Source organism: Pseudarthrobacter sp. NamE2, from assembly GCF_005796205.1.
GTDB lineage: Bacteria > Actinomycetota > Actinomycetes > Actinomycetales > Micrococcaceae > Arthrobacter.
The window spans coordinates 34535-48831 of the sequence record NZ_VAHN01000004.1 but is presented as its reverse complement, the minus strand read 5'-3'; the positions used below and the strand labels follow the sequence as shown (position 1 = coordinate 48831).

The following is a 14297-nucleotide window of genomic DNA, read 5'->3' as shown; positions in this document are numbered from 1 at the left end:
CGTCCAGGGGGTAGCGTGGAAACATGCCTTCCAGCCTGTCCCTCCTTCCGCGTGCCCGCCCCCGACTCCTCCTGGAAAGCGGCGCGGCGGTGGCTGCTGCCTTCACCGTGGCGGCGTGCTCCCCGGTGGTGTCCATTGAGAACGCGGACGTCCCGCAGTGGCGGGCCTCAGCCCTGCCGCCCGCCTCAGGGGAGGTGCTCGGGGACGCCGGGAAGATCCTGAACCGGGACCGTATTGTCCGGGAGGCGGCAAATGTTCCTGCCGGGCGCTATACGCTGACGGCCACGTGCGAGGGCGGCGGGAAGGCCTTTTTTGCTGTGTCGCTGAACGGGACGCAGGTGGTGGACGCCGGCGCAGCCTGCAACGGCAGCAGGGAAACCACCAGGATCACGCTGCCGGACGCCGGCAGCCTTGAAATCAGCACCTCCAGCGTGGACGCCCCGCTGATCTACGCCTACCAGTTGCTGCCCGCTGAATAGGACCGGCCCTCCTATGGTCCGCCGGCGCGTGCGGGCTTAAAGTCGGACTATGCCCAGCGTGCGGAGACACTCCGCGCCCCCTCACCCGGGGACAGCACCGGCGCTGCATGCACAGAAGCGGGCGAGCGCCGTCGTCCTTGGCCTTGTGCTGGCGGCAGGGGCGGCGACGGCCGGCTGCGAATACACCTACGACGACGGCCGCGGCTGGTCCGGCACAACGGAACCCGGGCCGACCGCCGCTCCCGCTCCGGTCTTCACCCGCGACCCGCTGCGGCGTGACCCCGTGCCGGAAGACGAACTGGACGGTTGGGTGTCGCGGACCCTGTCCGATACCCCGCAGCCGGTGGTGCATGCAGGAGCGGGTCTGCTGGCAGCCGGTGAGGTGCGGACAGAAGCGACGCCGGTCCTGGAGACGGGCACCTACGCACTGGCCCTGGCCTGCCGCAGCCAGCGGCGGGTGACGTTCGTGGTCCGCAGCGACACGCTGACCCTGGTAGACCTGGGGTTGAGGTGCGGGGTGAACCGCGAAAACGTCATTTACCTCTCGGCCGAAACAGCGCTCAGCGTGACGGTGGAGGCACGGACCGGGGCGAACTTCGCCTACCGGCTGCGTCGGCTCTGACTCCTAAGTATTGGTGCCCGGCTGAAGCCATGACCCGTTCAGGCTGCGCAGCCCCCGGGGCAGCGCAGGGTCTCGGGGCTGGCCGAGCACCCAGTGCAGTACAGCGTCAGGGTGCGGCAGCTGGGGTTTGAACAGTTCTCGAACTTGCTGGTGGGCGCCGAACAGCGGGCGCATTCACCGATGGTCCTGGCGTCCTCGCTGAACTCCAGGTGCATCCGCTTGTCAAAGACATAAAGGGAGCCCTCCCAGAGGCCCTGGTCCTTGAAGGTTTCCCCGTACCGGACGATGCCGCCGTCCAGCTGGTAGACCTCCTTGAATCCGCGGTTCACCATCAGGCTGGAAAGCACCTCGCAGCGGATACCGCCGGTGCAGTAGGTGACCACGGGCTTGTCTTTAAGGGAGTCGTACTTGCCTGAGTCCAGTTCCTTGATGAAGTCGTGGGTGGTGGCGACATCCGGGACCACGGCGTCCTTGAAGCGGCCGATTTGGGCTTCGAAGGCGTTGCGGCCGTCGAAGAAAACCACCTCCTCCCCGTCCTGTTTTTTGGCGTCCACCAGCTGGTGGAGCTCTTCGGGCTTGAGGTGCTTGCCGCCGCCCACCACACCGTTGGCGTCCACCTTCAGCTCACCGGGGGCGCCGAAGGACACAATCTCGTCGCGCACCTTGACGCTGAGCCTCGGAAAGTCGCCTGCACTGCCATCGGACCATTTAACGTCGATGCCCCGGAAACCCTTGTACTCGCGGGTGGTTTTCACGTACTGCTTCACGGCGCGGATCCCGCCGCCCACGGTGGCGTTGATGCCGTCCTTGGAAATGATGATGCGCCCGGTCAGGCCCAGGCTCTCGCAGAGGGCGCGTTGCCACAGCCGCACTGCGTCAGGATCCGGGATGGGGGTAAAGCCGTAGAAGAGGACGATTTTGTTCAAAGCCACGTATTTAAGGGTACCGGCTGGTGCCTGGCGGCCCCCTCGGGCGCCCGCAGCCTTGCTTTTACTGGACCGCGGTCACGCGCATCACAATTGCATAAGCACTCTGTTACTGGCGATCGGGCTGGAATAGTCTTCATCCCATGAGCCCGGAAACCATGATCGAAGACATCACTGGCCTTCTTGAAGTGTGGGTGGCCGGCTGGGCCGGCTGCCGCGGATACCAGACAGCCAAAGAGGACCGCTTCCCCGCCGCGCTTCGGGCCGACACGAGCGGCGAATGGGAATACTTCGCGTCGGATCCCACGGACGACGAGTTCGCTGGCCTCGCGGCCAAGACGGCGGAGGTGCCGTCCCGCGGCCTGACAATCCTTACCAACGACCTCCCCCGCTACACCGCCCTGGCCGCCCGGTATGGACTCAATGCCACCTCAGATACCCAGACCATGATGATCGTGGACATGGCCACGCAGGATGCCGAGGATCCCTGGCTGTCCGATGACGACCTGGCCTTTTCGACGTCCGAGCAGAACGGGGTCCACTATGCGGAAGTCCGGTCCGGCGACGCCCTCGCCGCCAGCGGCCGGGTGTTTGTGGTGGGCGACACCGCCGTGTTCGACAAGATCATCACCGAACCCGGGTTCCAGCGCCGCGGCCTTGGCAGCTTCATCATGCGCGCACTGGCCGCGCAGGCCTTCGAGCACGATGTAACCACCGGCCTGCTCCTGGCCTCCATTGACGGCCAGAAGCTGTACTCACACCTCGGCTGGAGCACCGTCTCGCGCGTGCTGATGCTCTCGGCCTCCCGGGAGGGCGCGGACCTCTCCCTCAGCTGACCCCTGGGTCTCTACCGCGTGGCGTGCCGTGTTTCCCCGTGGGCGAACCGGTCCCTCAGCGGTTCCAGCCGGGTGAAACAATATTGGGGTGAACCCCCATGACTCCCTGCTTCCGCTGCTGGGCCGCAGCCCGGAACCGGAACAGCTCCGTCATGTCCACACCATTCCGGCGCGTGCGGCTGTGCACCAGCCGTGGCCGTCCTGGGTGCACCCCGATTTGGTGGCCGCCTACGGTTCACGGGGTATCCAGGAACCGTACCGTCATCAGGTCGAAGCGGCCGATACCGCCCACAACGGCAGGCATGTGGTGGTGGCGACAGGAACGGCCTCAGGAAAATCACTCGCCTACCAGCTGCCCGCGCTCGACGCCATACACCGCTCGGAACTGCGCGTCCTCGCTGATCCGGGAAAGATCCACGACGACGGCGCTGTCACCCTCTACCTGTCCCCCACCAAAGCGCTGGCTGCCGATCAGCTGAGCGCCATCCGCGCCCTGGAACTGCCCACGGTGAGGGCGGAAACGTACGACGGGGACACCGATCCCGCAGCACGGCGCTGGATCCGGGACCACGCCAACTTCATCCTGGCCAACCCTGACATGCTCCACTTCGGCATCCTCCCGAACCATGCCTGGTGGGCCGGGTTTTTCCGCCGCCTGCGCTATGTGATTGTGGACGAGGCCCACAGCTACCGTGGAGTGTTCGGGTCCCATGTGGCCAACCTGATGCGGCGGCTGCGCCGCGTGTGTGCCTACTACGGGGCCGGCACCTCCTTCCCCGAGCCCGTCTTCATTGCCGCCTCGGCGACGGCCTCGGACCCTGACGCTTCCTTCTCCCGGCTCATTGGCGCTCCCGTCCAAGCGGTGTCCACGGACTGTTCGCCGCACGGTGCCACCACCGTGGCGCTCTGGGAACCGGCCCTGACCGAGGTCAAGGGCGAGAACGGCGCGAAGGAACGGCGCACGGCGGTGGCCGAAACAGCGGACCTGCTGGCCAACCTGGTGTCCGCCCAGATACGCACCATTGCCTTCATCAAGTCCCGGCGGGGCGCCGAAACCATTTCCTCAATCACCAAGCGCCTGCTGGACGAGGTGGATCCGAGCCTTCCCCAGCGGGTGGCCGCCTACCGCTCGGGCTACCTGCCCGAGGAACGCCGGGCCGTGGAAAAGGCACTGAGGTCCGGCCGCCTGCTGGGAGTTTCGAGCACCTCTGCGCTGGAGCTGGGTATCGACATCTCCGGCCTGGACGCCGTCCTGGTGGCAGGCTGGCCGGGAACCCGGGCCAGCCTGTTCCAGCAGATCGGGCGGGCCGGCAGGGCGGGCCAGGAGGCCCTCGCGGCCTTTGTGGCAAGTGACGACCCCTTGGATACCTTCCTGGTCAACCACCCCGAAGCGATCTTCGACGTGTCCGTCGAGGCCACGGTTTTCGACCCGTCCAACCCCTATGTCCTGGGCCCGCACCTGTGCGCTGCAGCGGCGGAGCTCCCGCTTGGCCCGGGCGAACTGGACCTGTTCGGCCCAACCACTGAGGGTTTGCTGGACAAGCTGGTGGCCCAGGGCTACCTCCGCCGCAGGCCGGCCGGCTGGTTCTGGACCCATTCGCAGAGCGCCGCCGCCATGGTCAACCTGCGCGCCGACGGCGGCGGGCCCGTCAGCATTGTGGATGCCGACACCGGTTCCCTCCTGGGAACGATGGACTCACCGCAGACCCACTACCAGGCCCACAACGGCGCCGTCTATGTCCATCAGGGCGACACGTATGTGGTGGAGGACCTGAACGAGGACGACCACTGCGTGGTGGTCCGCCGCGCCAACCCCGACTACTACACCACCGCGCGGGACGTGACCCAGATCGAAGTGCTGGACACCCAGCGGACCATGCAGTGGGGTGACATCACCGTCCACTTCGGCGACGTAAAGGTCACCACACAGGTGGTTTCCTTCCAGCGGAAAGCATTGATCTCGAACGAGATCCTCGGCGAGGAACCTCTCGATCTCGGCGCCAGGGAACTGTTCACGAAGGCCGTGTGGTTCGTGGTGAACAACAGGTCCTTGACGGCCGCCGGCCTCATCGAAGCCCAGTTTCCCGGTGCCCTGCATGCGGCGGAACATGCTGCCATCGGGCTCCTGCCCCTGGTGGCATCCAGCGACCGGTGGGACATCGGCGGTGTATCGACAGCACTGCACGCCGACACGGGGGTGCCCACCATTTTCGTGTATGACGGGCACCCCGGCGGCGCGGGCTTCGCCGAGCGCGGCTTCGACAAGGCGAAAGTGTGGCTGGCTGCCACCCGGGACGCGATCAAGGCCTGCGAGTGCGATTCCGGCTGCCCGTCCTGCGTGCAGTCCCCCAAGTGTGGCAACAAGAACAATCCGCTGGACAAACACGCTGCCGTGACCCTCCTGGAGGTTTTGTTGAAGGACGCCACCGAGCCTGCGGCAGCCAGTGAACCGAGCGTCGGTTTCCGTCCCGCCTGAGCCCCAGAACGGCCAGAGCCACGGTCAGTAACGGCGGGATCACCGGTCCGGTTACGGCGGAGGCCCGGCCCGTGCCCGGCCGGTTGCGCGGCCATATACCGATCCCTCGTTCAGCACCGTCCGGACCTCAACTGTCTGCCCCGGCCCTTCCATGCAATCCAGGAGTACGGCGGCATGGCGGGACGCCACCTCCGCAGCAACAGCACAGGGTTGACCCGTGGTGATGCCGCGGAGCGCGTCGGCGGCCGCGAGGGCAGCAAGATCAGCGGCGGAGGCCGCCCTGCTGGCCTGCACAGCCGCCTGGGCCAAAAGCAGCATCATGGCCATCGCAGTCATCACCACGAGCGCCAGCCCCGCCGCCAGGATTGTTCCCGAACCCCGCTCGCCGTGGCACAAAAGGTTGCTCTGCCCCTCTTCACCACCGCTCATGTGCTGTCCCTGCCGCCGGCCGACCCGCCGGCATGGCCAGCGGCAGGAGTCTCGCTCCGGGAGGAAGCCCTGGCGGTCAGCGTCCAGGGAATCGACGACCCCAAGGGCCCGCCCACCCTGTCAGTGACAGTGACGCCGTACCACCCGCCCTCGCCGGAGACCGATGCAACAGCCGTCTCCCCGGCAAGTGTCCTGACAGTCCTTTGGACAGCGGCCGGATCCTCGCCCCTTGCCAGCGCCCGTGCTCCCGCCCGCGCCCCTTCCTCGATCCGCAGTTGCGTGACCCCGGCCGAGGCCCCCGTCAGGAGCAAGGCCAGCAGAGCCACCACCGCGGGCAGGACCACGGCAAACTCTGCGGTGACGGCACCGCGGGACAAGTACGGCGCATGATGTCCCCTGAGGAACCTCGCTCCGCGGGTGCATTGGACGGAAAGGCCCGTTCCCGTTCTCCGGTCCCGCCGGGCGGCCGGAGCCCCGCTCACGGCAAGGCCAACGCGGTGCGGATCAGGGTCAGCAGGAAGCCCCGCACCTCCTCGCTTCGAAGGATGAAGACGAGCAGCCCGGCCAGCCCCACGGCCGCCAGGGTGGCGATGGCATACTCGGCGGTGGCCATGCCGGCCTCGGATCCCGCCAGCCTGACTGAGCTGCGGTGCTTTGGTGGCAAACTGGCGCCGGGGTAGAGCTCCACGACGTTGCCCGGCAGGGTGCCGCCGGTGTTCGCGTGTGCATCGCGGCGCCGGTTGCCGCTCCGGACGGGGCCGCCGGAACGTGAAGCGGCAGGCACAGCAGATCCGGCGTAGTAGCGGCGGTGGTGGTTCATGGACATGTGGTGTTTTCCTTTCCTGGGGCCGGTGATGTTGCCGGCAGTTGTGACTCTTCCGCCCGGGGTAGGGGACGGTAAGCCATCTCATCGGCTAAGTGGAAAAGCCGGAGCGGTTTGGTGGTGTGGAGGAGAACTGGGCGGGTTTTCTAGCCGCCCGAGGGAACCAGCGCCAGCAGCACGGGGACCACACCCAGGCAAATGAAGGCCGGAAGCGAACACAGTCCGAGCGGGACCACAAGCTTCACCCCGAGTGAGGCGGCACGTTTCTCCGCTGTCCGGAACCGTTCCCGGCGAAGCCTTGCCGCCTGGGCGTACAGGATGGCCGAGGAGGGGGCACCCGTCAGCGCCGCAAACCCGAGGGCGTCACGCAGTTCCAGCACCTCGGGCAGCCGCACAGCGGAACTGCGCCAGGCGGTGTCCCAGTCGGCGCCGATGGCCAAGGCGGACACCACCGGCCGCAGGGCATCGCTGTACCGTGCCGAAGCCGACGCCGCCACAAGTTCCAGGGAGCGTCCGATGCTGGCACCGGCGTCCAGCATGGCTGCCACCAGTTCGAGCATCATGGCGGTATCGCGGAGGCCGGGTGCGCCCCGGCTCCGCGCGGTTGCCGCCTCATAAACCGATCCGTCGCCATTGACCACGGCAAGGGGCAGTTTGCGCAGCCGTTTCCCAGGGTTGCCCCCTCCCGCACGGGCGAGGCAGGTTGCAGCCGCGAGCACCAGGAAGACGGCAAGAGCGGTCATACTGTTTGCGGTCATGGCGCTCTTCCACCGGCAGCAGCGGCCACCAGCCGTGCGGACCAGATTCTGCCGGCCACGGTCAGGCCAACCCCGGCAGCCAGCGCGGCCAGCCCCAGCGGCGTGCCCAGCAGGATAGCAAGTGGATCGACCCCCAGCGCAGCGCCAAGTCCCAGCCCCATCAGAGGCAGCCAGGTCAGCAGCCGCACTGTTGCCTTGGGACCCGCCAGCGCCGTCTGCCGGGCGGCGTCGGCGTCGTCTTCCACTTCGAGCTGTGCAGCGAAGCGTGTCAGCACGCCGGCCAGGGGGCAGCCGCTGGCTTCCGCGATGTCCAGGCATGCCGCCAGTTCCGACCAAATTCCGGCTTCACGGCTCCGGAGCGGCAGTGCCCCGGGCAAAGCCTTCCGAATTGCTGCAGACACCGGGGCGCCTTCAGCTGCCGCTGCCCTGGCGGCCGCCAGCACAGCGACAGACCCAAGAGGCAGCCGGTGGGCGGACTCTGCGCCCGCATACAACATCCATAATTCGTCCCAAAGCCTGCCCGGTGTCCGGCCGCCCTTCAGCAGTGCGGCGAGTTGCTGCACCAGCACGGTCATGGGGGCCGTTCCGGGGTTCCGCTTCCCGGCGGTTCCGGGACGCGCCAACAGCAGGACCCTGATCCGGGGAGCGGTCCGGGCCTGTCCCGGGCTTTGTCCTGCCAGATAACGAAGCCGTGCCGGTGCCCCATGCGGCGGTTTCAGCAGCAGGACAACTGCGCAACCCAGGGCTGCCGCAAGCAGGAAAATCACGGGAACTCCCCGGCGTCAACGCCCAACCGGGCTGCAAGCGCCGGCCAGGCAGGACCGGGAACTCCGGCTGCTGTTTCCAGCGCGGGAACAACCACCAGCCCTTCCGGCCCGTCCGTGACGACGCCGAGGCAGGACACTTCCCGCCCCCTTAACGTCCGGTCAACATGGATAACCACGTCGAGGGCGCTGGCCGCCTGCAGCCGCACCCCCTCAGGTCCAAGCCCGGCCAGTGCGCCCAGGGCCGCCAACCTGGCCGGCACCGCGGCGGCAGTATTCGCGTGAATGGTGCCGCCACCGCCGCTGTGGCCGGTGTTCATGGCGGTCAGCAGGTCCCGGACTTCCGCGCCGCGGCATTCACCAACCACCAGGCGGTCCGGACGCATCCGCAAGGCCTGGCGCACCAGTTCGCCGAGGTCCACCTGGCCGCCGCCTTCCAGGTTCCCGTGTCGGGATTCGAGCGACACCACGTGCGGGTGGACCGGGTTGAGTTCGGCCGCATCCTCGATGAGCACCAGCCGTTCCGCTGGGGAACACAATCCCAGGAGGGTGGACAGCAGGGTAGTCTTCCCAGACCCTGTGGCGCCGCTGACCAGGAAGCTCAGCCTACGCTCGACAATCAGTTCCAGCACTTTGTGCAGGCGCAGCCCGAACATCCCGGTTGCCCGGAGCTCGTCCATTGCGAACACCCGCTCCCGCCGGATGCGGATGCTCAACAGGGTCCCGGAGGTGGAAACCGGCGGCAAAACGGCATGGACGCGGTAACCGCCGGGCAACCGCACATCGACGCAGGGGGAACCGTCGTCCAGCCGCCGGCCGCCTGCGGCAATAAGCCTGCAGGCCAGTGCCCGCAGCTGTACTTCGCTGTCGAACACCACGCCGGCGCGCTCGATGCCGCGGCCCCGGTCAACCCAGACGCCGTCCGGCGCGTTCACGAAGATATCCGTGGTGGCTGGATCACGGGTCAGTTCGTGCAACGGCCCCAACCCGTTCAGCTCGGCGCTGATCCGTTCCGCCGCCGCGAGTGAACCCGCGGTGCCCAGGAGCCTTCCGGTGGCCTGCACCGCAGCTGCAACGCGTGACGGTGTGACAGCCCCGGCCTCCGCCATCATGGACTCGCGGACCGATTCCAGCAGCCCTGCATCGACCCCGCGGCGGGGCCGGCCCTCCTGGAGACGGTTGTCGCGCCGCCGCCCGGCAGGATCGTGCTGACTCACGCCGGCCCGCCAAGGGGCATGTCGTCTCCGAGCACGTCGAGGACGGAAGCCGCAAAATGCCGGACGCTGCGCCGGTTGCCCAGGTCCAGAAGGCGTCCCGATTCCATGGCCGCGGGCACCCCGCGCAGTTCCGGGACCCGTCCTTGGACCGGCAGGCCGATGGCTTCGGAGAGCAGGGACCCGTCCAAAGCACTACCGGGTTTACCGCGAACCAGCAGGGCAGCCTCAACAGGCGGGAACTCCTGCAGCAGCCGCGCGGCAGCCACCGCCGCCTTCAGCTGGGCCGGAACCACCACCAGGATCCGGTCACAATCCCATGCAAAAGCCTGGAGCGGCTCAGACCTCCTGCCGATGTCCACCACCACCAGCTCATAACCCCGCCGGGCAGCATCGAGTACACCGGTGCTGGTGGCAGCGGCGACAGGAACGGATGGCTCCCTGTTGGCAGGCCACGAAAGAAAAGAAAAACCGCCCGCCACAGGCAATGAATCCGAAAGCTGGACGGGGTCGATGCTGCCCCGGGCCTCGGCGAGGTCAGGCCACCGCAGGCCCGGATCCTCCTCGGCTGCGATGGCAAGCTCAACCCCGCCGCCCCATGGGTCCCCGTCAACCAGCAGCACCCGGACGCCCAGGCCCGCCGCAGCCTGCGCTATCCACACCGCGGCCGTGGTGGCCCCGGCCCCGCCGCAACCGCCGGTCACACCCAGGACAAGGCCGCCCGCTTCCGGGGAGCGCGAACGGCTGAGATAGTCCGCCAGCCAGGCAGCCGCATCCGGGAGGACCGCCACCCGTTCTGCGCCCAGTGCTGCCGCAAGGTGCCACAGGCTGTCACCTTCGCCGTCGAGTCCCACCAGCACGGCCGGCGCATGGCGCCGGGGCGGCAGTTCGCGGACGTCGCTGCCCACTAGGACAGCGCCTGCAGAGTCCCAATACCTGCCGCTTTCCGCTGCGTCACCGGCCACCCGCAGGTGCGCACCGGCAGCAGCCACGATGCGTTCCACCTCTGCACGAAGCAATGCCGAGGACGTCACCAGCAGTACCTCCGCCGAACCGTCGGGCAGCCAGGAACCGGGGACAGGCTCCGCGGCAGCCGCGGCGGTGGGAAAGCGCCCAGCGTCGTCGCGGAAACTGGGGGTTCGCAGGGAGCCGCCGGAGGCCGGACCGGAATGGGACGGGGTGACTTGGTGCCTGCTCATGGAGCCACTCTCCATTGGCGGCCTGCCCGGCGTAAGCCGCAGCGGCCGCTATGTGGAAAAGCAGGGAAGATACGGAGCAGCCGGCAGCACGGCACACCGGAAAGGACCGGCATCGGAAACAGGGCAGAATGGGAGCATGTACCTGCTGCTCGCCGCCCACCCCCGCGGCGCGGCGCTTCAGGAACTGACCCAGGCAGGCGATCCCCGGCCAGCCAACCCCAAACCCCGCATCGTCCCGCACGAGGACCTCGCCGCCGTCGTCCGCCAACTGGAGAACGGGCACCCGGACGGGACGGCCCCGCGCTGGATCTGGCGGCGCACCCAGGACTGGTACCCGGGACTTCTCCGGGCCGGGGTGGACGTGGAGCGGTGCTACGACATCGCCCTCTGCGGGAACATCCTGGCGTTTTCGGAGTTCACAGCGCATACCGGCTATGCCCGGACCGCTGACAGGACGCCCGTGGAAGACCTGGCGCTCCCGCCCAGGACACTCCTTCCGCCCCGGCCGCCGGCGGACCAGGGCGCCCTCTTCGGCGAACCCGCCACCGTTGCAGCACCCGGGGAGACCCTTGACGGCCTGCGCGCGGAGTACGCCGCCCAGCAGGCTGCCCTTGCGGCGGCCAGCACCGGGGAGAACCGGCGCGGCAGGCTCCAGCTGCTGCTTGCCGCGGAATCCGCTGCCGCCATCATCGCAGCCGAAATGCAGCACGCGGGTGTCCCCTGGCGGGAGGACCTCCACAGCGGGATCCTCGCCCAACAGCTGGGACCGCGCCCGCCCGTGGGCCACCGGCCCGCCCGGCTGGAGATGCTGGCCGCCGAACTCCGGGAACTGCTGGACGTGCCCGCCCTGAACCCGGATTCCCCGCAGGACCTGCTGCGGGCCCTGCACCGGAACGGCATTGAGGTGAAGAGCACCCGGAAGTGGGAGCTGCGGGAGTCCGGGCACCCCGCGATCGCGCCGCTGCTGGAGTACAAGAAACTGTCCCGGCTGCACACCGCAAACGGCTGGGCCTGGCTGGATGCGTGGGTGGCAGGCGGCAGGTTCCGTCCGGAATATGTGGTGGGCGGCGTGGTGTCCGGCCGCTGGTCGTCCCGCGGCGGTGGAGCGCTGCAGATCCCCCGTCAGGTCCGCGGCGCCGTGCATGCCGACCCCGGTTACAAGCTGATCGTGGCCGACGCCTCCCAGCTGGAGCCGCGCGTCCTGGTGGCGCTGGCGCAGGACCCTGTCATGGCCGAGGCGGCGCGGGACCAGGACCTCTACGCCGGCATCGCAGCGAAGGGTTTCGGCGGCGACCGGGCGAAAGCCAAGGTGGCCCTGTTGGGCGCCATGTATGGTGCCACGTCCGGTGAGTCGGGCCGCCTCATGCCGCAGCTTGCCCGGACCTACCCCCGCGCGGTGGACTTCGTGGAGCGCGCCGCGCGGACCGGTGAGTCCGGCGGGACGGTGACCACCAGGCTGGGGCGCAGCAGCCCGCCGCCGTCGGAACGCTGGTTCCAGGGCCAGCGCTCCGCTTCCGCGGAAGAGCAGCGCCGGGCGGAATCCATTGCCCGGTCCCGCGGCCGGTTCACGCGCAATTTCGTGGTGCAGGGTTCAGCCGCGGACTGGGCTGCCTGTTGGCTTGCGGAATTGCGACGGCGGCTGCGGAGCATGCGCGCAAACGGCGCACCGGGTGCCGAGCTGGTGTTCTTCCTTCATGACGAGGTCATGGTCCACGCCCCGGCTGAGGGGGTGGACCTGTGCATCAGGGCCATCGAGGATGCTGCCCGGTCCGCGAAGGAATTGCTGTTCGGCCACATTCCGGTGGAATTCCCGGTCAGCCTGGCGGTAGTAGACTCCTACGACAAAGCAAAATGACGGATCGTCAACCGTATTACCTATCCGCATGACAGGGAAAGTAACCTACCCGGCAGTAGCTCGACTGGCACCGTGACGAAGGTTACAGTTCATAGCGGCGACTGAGGCAGATCGGTCCGGAACTGATGCAACGACGCATACCAGGGGAGGTCCCGGCATATGGCGGGCAGATTTGAGATTCACCGAGTTGGCGACGAGTCGTACCGGCTGCGGCTCACGGACGGGGAAGGCAACATTGTTGCCGTATCACCCAACTTCAAATCCGTGAACACGCTGCTTGACGGCATCAAGGCGATGCGGGAAAACGCGGCAACGGGGATCGTCGTGGACTTGAGGCAGCAGCAGGCCTAAGGTACCCAAGACTGCGGGCACCTTACTGACCAGGGTGCCCGCACCAGACGGGGCAGCCGCGCTCAACGGCGCGCGTGGCTTCCCTGGTTCTGTTACACCCCCAGCGGGTGCAGCCGGGTACGGTCCCACGGAACAGACCACCCGAGCTGGTCGAAGAGCCCGTTCAGGACAATCCCGGTAAACCCCCACACCAACACGCCGTTGACTGTGAAGCCCGGGCTGTCGAAGGTGCGCCCGGCGCGGTGCACGGTGGCCATCACCCGGTTGTCCGGGTCCAACAGATCCCGGACGGGGACCCGGAAGACCTGCGCGGACTCCGCGTAATCCACCACGCGGACCGGCGACGGCGACCGCCACCACGCAAGCACGGGCGTCACCAGGAAATTGCTGTGCGCCAGGCCGAGCTGCTGCAGGGTGCCCAGGACTTCCACACCTGCCGTTTCGAGCCCTGTTTCCTCCTCGGCCTCCCGCAATGCCGCTTCCACAGCAGACTCACCGGCGTCGATGCTGCCGCCGGGAAACGCGACCTGGCCGGGGTGCGACCCGAGGGTATGGGCGCGCTCCAGGAGCAGCACATCCAGGTCGGCAGGTGCCAGCGGCTTGCCGGAGGACGCCGGAACGTCATCGAGCTCGCCGAAGAGCATGAGCACCGCGGCCCTGCGTGCCCGCTGCTCATCCACGGTGAGTGCCGCCCACCGCGGATCAGGCGTGGTGTCCGTGCCGGATTCTGCGCGGCGCACCAGCTCCACCAGGTCTTCGCGGGCGCTCATGGTGTCCTCTTTTGTGATTCCATCCGGATTTCAGCTGCCCTGTGGGTTTCCGCCAGAAGTTGCTCCAGTAACGCTTCGTTGCCCGAAGCCAGTTCATACTTGAGCAGCTTGGCCGCCTTCACCGGATCCGTCTCCCCCATGCCGTAGCTCGGGCACCAGTTGGCTACCGGGCAGGCACCGCACGCAGGCTTGCGGGCGTGGCAGACGCGCCTGCCATGGAAGATCACCCGGTGGGACAGCATGGTCCAGTCCTTCGGTTCGAAGAGCTCGGCCACATCCCGCTCGATCTGCACCGGATCGTCGGACCTCGTCCAGCCGAACCGGTTGGCCAGCCGCGCGAAATGGGTATCCACGGAGACACCGGGGATACCGAACCCGTTGCCCAGGACGACGTTTGCAGTCTTGCGGCCAACACCCGGAAGGGTCACCAGGTCCTCGAGCCGGCCCGGCACCTCCCCGTTAAAGTCGTCCACCAGGCGGGTACAAAGCGCGATGACATTCCTGGACTTGGCGCGGAAGAACCCAGTGGGCTTGAGGATCAGCTCAAGATCTTCCGGATCCGCCTCAGCCAGCGAACGGGCGTCCGGATAACGGGCAAAGAGCACCTTGGTGACCTGGTTGACCGTGACGTCGGTGGTCTGGGCCGAAAGGACGGTGGCCACCAGCAGCTCGAACGGATTGGTGAAATCGAGTTCAGCGTGCGCGTACGGATACTTTTCGGCCAGCGCCCTGTTGATGCGCCGGGCCCGCCGCTTCAGGGCGAGCATCGACTCGGAGGAGACAACCGGCATCCCG

At 67.8% G+C, this 14297-nt stretch carries 16 protein-coding genes; 6 read left to right on the top strand and 10 right to left on the bottom strand.

The window, feature by feature from the left end:
• Window positions 1–23: 23 nt before the first annotated feature.
• Both FDW83_RS06540 and FDW83_RS06535 read left to right on the top strand, forming a co-directional pair.
• Entirely contained in the window at window positions 24–479 is a 456-nt protein-coding gene (locus tag FDW83_RS06540; protein WP_138136825.1) for a hypothetical protein, read from the top strand.
• A gap of 49 nt (window positions 480–528) precedes the next feature.
• Window positions 529–1101, top strand: coding sequence for a hypothetical protein (locus FDW83_RS06535; protein ID WP_138136824.1), 573 nt, complete (start codon window positions 529–531; stop codon window positions 1099–1101).
• 38 nt (window positions 1102–1139) lie between these two features.
• Here FDW83_RS06535 and FDW83_RS06530 read toward each other — a convergent pair whose 3' ends face one another.
• A complete protein-coding gene (locus FDW83_RS06530) occupies window positions 1140–2033 on the bottom strand; it encodes a rhodanese-related sulfurtransferase (protein WP_138136823.1) in 894 nt (297 codons plus the stop codon).
• A 137-nt stretch (window positions 2034–2170) separates the two neighbouring features.
• On the opposite strand from FDW83_RS06530, the gene FDW83_RS06525 reads away from it, so the two are divergent.
• Window positions 2171–2863 carry a GNAT family N-acetyltransferase gene (locus tag FDW83_RS06525; RefSeq protein WP_138136822.1) on the top strand — a complete coding sequence of 231 codons (693 nt, stop codon included), beginning with the start codon at window positions 2171–2173 and terminating at the stop codon, window positions 2861–2863.
• 88 nt (window positions 2864–2951) lie between these two features.
• Window positions 2952–5339: a DEAD/DEAH box helicase gene (locus FDW83_RS06520; RefSeq protein ID WP_138136821.1), complete on the top strand. Its 2388-nt coding sequence runs from the start codon at window positions 2952–2954 to the stop codon at window positions 5337–5339.
• Window positions 5340–5390: 51 nt separating this feature from the next.
• On the opposite strand, the gene FDW83_RS06515 is transcribed toward FDW83_RS06520, so the two are convergent.
• From FDW83_RS06515 to ssd, 7 genes are all read right to left on the bottom strand, one after another.
• The gene (locus tag FDW83_RS06515) at window positions 5391–5768 is read right to left on the bottom strand and encodes an Rv3654c family TadE-like protein (protein ID WP_138136820.1); all 378 of its coding nucleotides are present in this window, start codon (window positions 5766–5768) and stop codon (window positions 5391–5393) included.
• On the bottom strand, window positions 5765–6145 hold the full coding sequence (locus tag FDW83_RS06510) for a TadE family type IV pilus minor pilin (RefSeq protein ID WP_138136819.1): 381 nt from the start codon (window positions 6143–6145) through the stop codon (window positions 5765–5767). The genes FDW83_RS06515 and FDW83_RS06510 overlap by 4 nt, the downstream gene beginning before the upstream one ends.
• A 101-nt stretch (window positions 6146–6246) precedes the next feature.
• Window positions 6247–6594 carry a DUF4244 domain-containing protein gene (locus FDW83_RS06505; RefSeq protein WP_138136818.1) on the bottom strand — a complete coding sequence of 116 codons (348 nt, stop codon included), beginning with the start codon at window positions 6592–6594 and terminating at the stop codon, window positions 6247–6249.
• Window positions 6595–6737: 143 nt separating this feature from the next.
• Window positions 6738–7349: a type II secretion system F family protein gene (locus FDW83_RS06500; RefSeq protein ID WP_138136817.1), complete on the bottom strand. Its 612-nt coding sequence runs from the start codon at window positions 7347–7349 to the stop codon at window positions 6738–6740.
• Complete coding sequence (locus FDW83_RS06495) at window positions 7346–8116, bottom strand: type II secretion system F family protein (RefSeq protein WP_138136816.1); 771 nt, start codon at window positions 8114–8116, stop codon at window positions 7346–7348. Before FDW83_RS06495 ends, FDW83_RS06500 begins: the two co-directional genes overlap by 4 nt.
• On the bottom strand, window positions 8113–9330 hold the full coding sequence (locus FDW83_RS06490; protein WP_138136815.1) for a TadA family conjugal transfer-associated ATPase: 1218 nt from the start codon (window positions 9328–9330) through the stop codon (window positions 8113–8115). The genes FDW83_RS06495 and FDW83_RS06490 overlap by 4 nt, the downstream gene beginning before the upstream one ends.
• The gene (gene ssd / locus FDW83_RS06485; RefSeq protein ID WP_138136814.1) at window positions 9327–10526 is read right to left on the bottom strand and encodes a septum site-determining protein Ssd; all 1200 of its coding nucleotides are present in this window, start codon (window positions 10524–10526) and stop codon (window positions 9327–9329) included. Before ssd ends, FDW83_RS06490 begins: the two co-directional genes overlap by 4 nt.
• Before the next feature lie 136 nt (window positions 10527–10662).
• Between ssd and FDW83_RS06480 the strand changes: the two genes are divergently transcribed.
• A complete protein-coding gene (locus tag FDW83_RS06480; protein WP_138136813.1) occupies window positions 10663–12381 on the top strand; it encodes a bifunctional 3'-5' exonuclease/DNA polymerase in 1719 nt (572 codons plus the stop codon).
• A 159-nt stretch (window positions 12382–12540) separates the two neighbouring features.
• The gene (locus FDW83_RS06475; RefSeq protein ID WP_138136812.1) at window positions 12541–12732 is read left to right on the top strand and encodes a DUF1508 domain-containing protein; all 192 of its coding nucleotides are present in this window, start codon (window positions 12541–12543) and stop codon (window positions 12730–12732) included.
• Between the two features lie 92 nt (window positions 12733–12824).
• Here the strand turns inward: FDW83_RS06475 and FDW83_RS06470 are convergent, their stop codons facing one another.
• A complete protein-coding gene (locus tag FDW83_RS06470; protein ID WP_138136811.1) occupies window positions 12825–13502 on the bottom strand; it encodes a CoA pyrophosphatase in 678 nt (225 codons plus the stop codon).
• Complete coding sequence (nth, locus tag FDW83_RS06465) at window positions 13499–14293, bottom strand: endonuclease III (protein WP_138137099.1); 795 nt, start codon at window positions 14291–14293, stop codon at window positions 13499–13501. The genes FDW83_RS06470 and nth overlap by 4 nt, the downstream gene beginning before the upstream one ends.
• Window positions 14294–14297: the final 4 nt, after the last annotated feature.

What these genes read in the sequence shown, in the direction of transcription:
- FDW83_RS06540 (WP_138136825.1), top strand. Translation starts at nt 24, where the DNA reads ATGCCTTCCAGCCTGTCCCTCCTTCCGCGTGCCCGCCCCCGACTCCTC.
- FDW83_RS06535 (WP_138136824.1), top strand. Translation starts at nt 529, where the DNA reads ATGCCCAGCGTGCGGAGACACTCCGCGCCCCCTCACCCGGGGACAGCA.
- FDW83_RS06525 (WP_138136822.1), top strand. Translation starts at nt 2,171, where the DNA reads ATGAGCCCGGAAACCATGATCGAAGACATCACTGGCCTTCTTGAAGTG.
- FDW83_RS06515 (WP_138136820.1), bottom strand. Translation starts at nt 5,768, where the DNA reads ATGAGCGGTGGTGAAGAGGGGCAGAGCAACCTTTTGTGCCACGGCGAG.
- FDW83_RS06505 (WP_138136818.1), bottom strand. Translation starts at nt 6,594, where the DNA reads ATGTCCATGAACCACCACCGCCGCTACTACGCCGGATCTGCTGTGCCT.
- FDW83_RS06500 (WP_138136817.1), bottom strand. Translation starts at nt 7,349, where the DNA reads ATGACCGCAAACAGTATGACCGCTCTTGCCGTCTTCCTGGTGCTCGCG.
- ssd (WP_138136814.1), bottom strand. Translation starts at nt 10,526, where the DNA reads ATGAGCAGGCACCAAGTCACCCCGTCCCATTCCGGTCCGGCCTCCGGC.
- FDW83_RS06480 (WP_138136813.1), top strand. Translation starts at nt 10,663, where the DNA reads ATGTACCTGCTGCTCGCCGCCCACCCCCGCGGCGCGGCGCTTCAGGAA.
- FDW83_RS06475 (WP_138136812.1), top strand. Translation starts at nt 12,541, where the DNA reads ATGGCGGGCAGATTTGAGATTCACCGAGTTGGCGACGAGTCGTACCGG.
- FDW83_RS06470 (WP_138136811.1), bottom strand. Translation starts at nt 13,502, where the DNA reads ATGAGCGCCCGCGAAGACCTGGTGGAGCTGGTGCGCCGCGCAGAATCC.
- nth (WP_138137099.1), bottom strand. Translation starts at nt 14,293, where the DNA reads ATGCCGGTTGTCTCCTCCGAGTCGATGCTCGCCCTGAAGCGGCGGGCC.